Source organism: Pedococcus sp., from assembly GCF_036554925.1.
Lineage (GTDB): Bacteria > Actinomycetota > Actinomycetes > Actinomycetales > Dermatophilaceae > Pedococcus_A.
In genome coordinates this window covers 1-4,835 of the sequence record NZ_DATBMI010000116.1, presented here as the reverse complement: position 1 = coordinate 4,835, position 4,835 = coordinate 1, and the positions used below count along the sequence as shown (strand labels likewise).

The 4,835-nt window shown below is 72.7% G+C and carries 4 protein-coding genes; 2 read left to right on the top strand and 2 right to left on the bottom strand.

The window, feature by feature from the left end; all coding sequences use genetic code 11:
* Positions 1 to 1,112, top strand: a 1,112-nt coding sequence (locus VIB11_RS09615) for a DUF58 domain-containing protein (RefSeq protein WP_332030675.1), incomplete at its 5' end; no start/stop codon positions are given.
* Positions 1,109 to 3,487 (top strand): DUF3488 and transglutaminase-like domain-containing protein, encoded by a 2,379-nt coding sequence (locus tag VIB11_RS09610; protein ID WP_332030673.1) that lies wholly within the window; start codon positions 1,109 to 1,111, stop codon positions 3,485 to 3,487. The genes VIB11_RS09615 and VIB11_RS09610, both read left to right, overlap by 4 nt.
* Before the next feature lie 30 nt (positions 3,488 to 3,517).
* On the opposite strand, the gene VIB11_RS09605 is transcribed toward VIB11_RS09610, so the two are convergent.
* Both VIB11_RS09605 and VIB11_RS09600 read right to left on the bottom strand, forming a co-directional pair.
* On the bottom strand, positions 3,518 to 3,721 hold the full coding sequence (locus VIB11_RS09605) for a hypothetical protein (RefSeq protein WP_332030671.1): 204 nt from the start codon (positions 3,719 to 3,721) through the stop codon (positions 3,518 to 3,520).
* A gap of 281 nt (positions 3,722 to 4,002) precedes the next feature.
* Positions 4,003 to 4,835, bottom strand: an 833-nt coding sequence (locus VIB11_RS09600) for an RNA polymerase sigma factor (protein WP_332030669.1), incomplete at its 5' end; no start/stop codon positions are given.

The following is a 4,835-nucleotide window of genomic DNA, read 5'->3' as shown; positions in this document are numbered from 1 at the left end:
GGCGCCACGACCTGCGGTTCGCCCTCGACCGCACGGCCCGTCCCGGCCGGGTCCAGGTCGACGAGCCGTCCATCGTCACGCTGACCCTCGACAACGCCGGCCCGTCCACGAGCCCGCTGATCATGGCGGAGGAGCAGCTCGACTACGCCCTGGGCGACCGCCCGCGCTTCGTGATCCCTCGGCTGCGTCGCGGCGACCGGCAGGAGGTCCACTACACGGTGCGGTCGCACGTCCGGGGCCGCCACCGCCTGGGCCCGCTCGGCGTTCGGCTGCGGGACCCCTTCGGCCTCAGCACGCGGGTGGCCGCCATCAGCGGCTCCGGCGAGGTGCTCGTCCTGCCCAAGGTGCTCGCCCTCGGGGCGGGGCGACCACCGGGGAGCGGCATCGGGGCCGAGGGCGCCGTCCCCCACATGGTCGCCCTCCACGGCGAGGACGACGTCTCGATCCGCTCGTACCGCGATGGGGACGACCTTCGCCGGATCCACTGGCCCGCGACCGCCAAGACCGGCGAGCTGATGGTGCGCCAGGAAGACCGTCCGGCACGGCGGCGCGCCGTGGTCGTCCTCGACTCACGAGCCTCCGGCCACAAGGGAACCGGAGCCACGAGCTCGTTGGAGTGGGCGGTCACCGCCGCCGCGTCCATCACGGCCCACCTCTGCGAGGAGGGCTACGCCGTGCACCTCATCACCGACGAGACCGCCGACGACGGCCGTGCCGGGTCGGCCATCGAGGTCGACCGTGCCCTCGACGTCCTCGCCGTCGCGCACCCCGGCCAGCTCGAGCAGTTCGCCGAGGTCCTCCATGCCGCCCACCCCGTGACGGCAGCGGGCGGTCTCGTCATCGCGATCACCACCGACCTCGACGAGGACCTCGCCCGCCAGGTGGCGGCGCTGCGCCAGCCGGGCGGCACCGGGCTGGCGATCGTCCTGGACCCCCGCGGCTTCGGCAGCGGTCGCGCGCAGGCCTCCGGTCCCAGCGTCCCCGAGGAGCTGAGCTCGGTGCCGGTGCTGCGCAGCGCCGGCTGGAGCGTCATCGTGGCCACCGCCGCCGATCCCGTCCCGGCGGTCTGGGCCGCCGTCTCCGGCGCCTCGCGCCCGGTGGTCACGTCATGAGCCGCATCCGCCTGCCCGAGACCCTGTTGGCAGGCCTCGCCACCGCAGTGGTCAGCTGGCCGCTGACAACGCTCTTCACGCCCAACACGTGGGTGCGTCCGACCTTGGTCATGGTGTTCTTCGTGATGCTGGGCGGGCTGGTCGGCCGCAGCCTGACCACGTCCAAGACCGGCGTGGTGCTGGCCCAGCTCGCCGTCGTGGTCGTCGCGGCCGGTGTCGTCTACGGCCAGGGCCACCTGTGGTACGGCCTGCCCACCATCGACATGGTCCTGGCCTTCAACAACCTGCTCGTCGATGCGCGCGAGACCATCCAGAGCTACTCGGCCCCGGCGCCCACGACCCGCGGCATCATCCTCGGCATCGGCCTGGCGATCGCCGCCACCGGCATCGTCGTCGACCACCTCGCCGTGGTGCGCCGCTCCCCTGCCCTGGCGGGCCTGCCCCTGCTGACCGCCTTCCTCCTCTCGGCGTCGAACTCCGGCAGCTCGCTGCACCCGGCCTTCTTCGTCCTGGCAGCGACCGTCTGGCTCGTGATGGTCGGCAGGCAGGGCACCGCGTCGCTGCGCCGCTGGAGCACGACCACGCCGATGGCGACCAGGGGTCGCAGCAGCGACGACCAGGCAGGCACGTTCGGCTTCGCCGCGCTGGGCCGGACCCTGGGCATCGTGGCCCTCGTGGCAGCGGTGGCACTTCCCGGTGTGATGCCGCACCTGCCCACCCGCTACCTCGTCGACGGCCTCGGCCGCGCCACGGACGCCACGGGTTTCACCGACGGCCGGCTCGGCCTCAACACCACCCTGGACCTCACCCGCAGCCTGAACGACCGCTCCCAGGCGGCGATCATGTCCTACACGACGACGGCACCCACCCCGGCGCCGCTGAGGGTCGGCGTGCTCACCACCTACCGCGGCGACGAGTGGACTCCGGACCGCGGGTCCGTCGACTTCAGCCGCCAGCCCGAGGTCAGGCTGCCCGAAGAGCTGTCCGACAGCGTTCCACGCGAGCGCTTCCGCATCAGCGTCGACAGCTCCCGTCTCGAGGCGCCGCAGATCGCAGCGCCCTACCCCCTCGTCGACGGGGACCTCGACGGCGTCCCGTGGGGTCTCGACTCCGAGACCCAGGTGGCGCGGGTCAACCGGACGGCGGAGTCCTACACGATGGACTACGTCGACCTGCGTCCGCCACGCGCGCTGCTCGAGCAGCCCCCCGCGGACCGGTTCAGCGACGTCCAGCGCGCCAACGCGCTGCGCATCGACGACGCCTCCTCGGAGGCCGTGCTGGCCCTGGCCGACGAGGTGGTGCCGGACGGTGCCACGCGGATCGAGGCCGCCCTCGCCATCCAGGAGCACTTCCGCAGCACCGCGTACACCTACTCCCTGGAGCTCTCGGGGCCGGTTCGCGACGAGAACGGCCGCCTCGTGCAGTACGACCCCATCACCCACTTCCTGACGACCAGGACGGGTTACTGCGTGCAGTTCGCCACCGCCATGGTGATGCTCGCCCGGGCCCAGGGGATTCCCGCCCGCATGGCCATCGGCTTCCTCCCGGGCGTCCTGGAGCGCGGCGTCTACACGGTGCGGGCGGCCGACGCCCACGCCTGGCCCGAGCTGTACTTCGACGGGGTCGGCTGGCTGAGGTTCGAGCCGACCCCTGCCTCGCGCACCGGCCAGGCACCTCCGTACTCCTTGGAAGCCGCACCAGCGCCCGGGTCGGGGGCCGAGCAGACGGCCGGCCCGTCGGCGTCTGCCACGACCAGCACCCGTCGCGACGGAAGTGCCAACGACCCCGGCGCGCAGGAGCAGCTCGACCCGTCTGCCGCCGCGGACACCGGGTTCCTCACCCGGTGGTGGGAGTCGGGACGACTCACCGTGCTGGGGTGGGTCGTGCTCGGCCTGGTGGCCGGCGTGCTCGGCGCGCTGGCCGTCCCGCTCGCGGCCAGGGTGCGCCTGCGCCGCCGCCTTCGGGACGCCCCTGACGACGCCCGACGGGTCGAGGTGGAGTGGCAGGCGATGGTCGAGCGCATCGGCGACCTCGGCGTGGTCGCGCCCCGCGGCAGCACCCCGCGACAGGCCGGCGGCTTCTACCAGCGCGAGGCCTACCTGGAGGGGCCCGAGGTGGAGTCCCTGCGTCGCGTCGTCAAAGCAGTCGAGGACGCGCGCTACGCCCGCCCCGGGTCGACCCTGCTCGACATCCGGGAGGACAGCCAGCGTGTCGTGCACGCCGTGTCGGCCGTGCGGCGTCGGCGTGACCGGATGCGGGCCCTGTGGCTCCCCCAGGACGGTCTCTCCGAGTGGCGCGAGCGACGGGCCGCCGTCGCTGGCGCCCTGACCGGCCTCTGGTCGCAGCTGCGCGCGCGTCTCGACCGCCGCGGCTGACGCTCGCGATCACGTCATCGGGCGACTCCCTCAGCGTCGGCCGAGCCGCAGCGTGTAGTAGGCCGCCCCCACCATCACCACCGCAACGGTGGCCAGCACCGCGTTGAGGAGGACCTGGACCGTGGCCGGGCTCAGCCGCAGCTCCCGGTGGAAGGTGGCCGCAGTCAGGCACCCGCCGACCATGAGCACCACGAGGCCGCACCACACGATGCGCCATCGACCCGCCACGCTCATGGCTCATCGTGCGGCCCGCCCGTGGACCACCACCCGCTGCAGCGGGGTGACTCCTCCGCTCAGCGGGTCATCACTTTGGTGGAGCGGCACCCCCCACCCGGCTCCCCGGAGCGCCGCGCTCGACGAGCACCCGCGGGGCGGGACCCGCACTGAGGCGACCCCACGGCACACCCGGGTCGTCGTTGGCGCCCGACGCCCCGCCGCGAACGACGACAGTGGCCCGGGACGAGCGTCCCGGGCCACTGCGCTGCCGTATGCCGCGTGCGCGCGGTCGAGCGAGGTCAGTCCAGGTAGTCGCGCAGCACCTGGGAGCGCGACGGGTGGCGCAGCTTGCTCATCGTCTTGGACTCGATCTGGCGGATCCGCTCGCGGGTGACGCCGTAGACCTTGCCGATCTCGTCGAGCGTCTTCGGCTGGCCGTCGGTCAGGCCGAAGCGCATCGAGACGACGCCGGCCTCGCGCTCGGAGAGCGTGTCGAGGACGCTGTGCAGCTGCTCCTGCAGCAGGGTGAAGCTGACGGCGTCGGCCGGCACGACCGCCTCGGAGTCCTCGATGAGGTCGCCGAACTCCGAGTCGCCGTCCTCACCGAGCGGGGTGTGCAGCGAGATCGGCTCCCGGCCGTACTTCTGGACCTCGACGACCTTCTCAGGGGTCATGTCGAGCTCCTTGGCGAGCTCCTCCGGGGTGGGCTCACGGCCGAGGTCCTGCAGCATCTGGCGCTGGACACGGGCCAGCTTGTTGATGACCTCGACCATGTGCACCGGGATGCGGATGGTGCGGGCCTGGTCGGCCATGGCGCGGGTGATGGCCTGGCGGATCCACCACGTGGCGTAGGTCGAGAACTTGTAGCCCTTGGTGTAGTCGAACTTCTCGACGGCGCGGATGAGGCCGAGGTTGCCCTCCTGGATGAGGTCGAGGAAGGCCATGCCGCGCCCGGTGTACCGCTTGGCCAGCGACACCACGAGCCGCAGGTTCGCCTCCAGCAGGTGGTTCTTGGCCCGCTCGCCGTCGCGGCCGATCCATTCGAGGTCACGCCGCAGCGGGATTTGCATCTGCTCGTTCGACTCCTCGGCCGCGCGCAGCCGCTCCGCCGCGTACAGGCCGGCCTCGATCC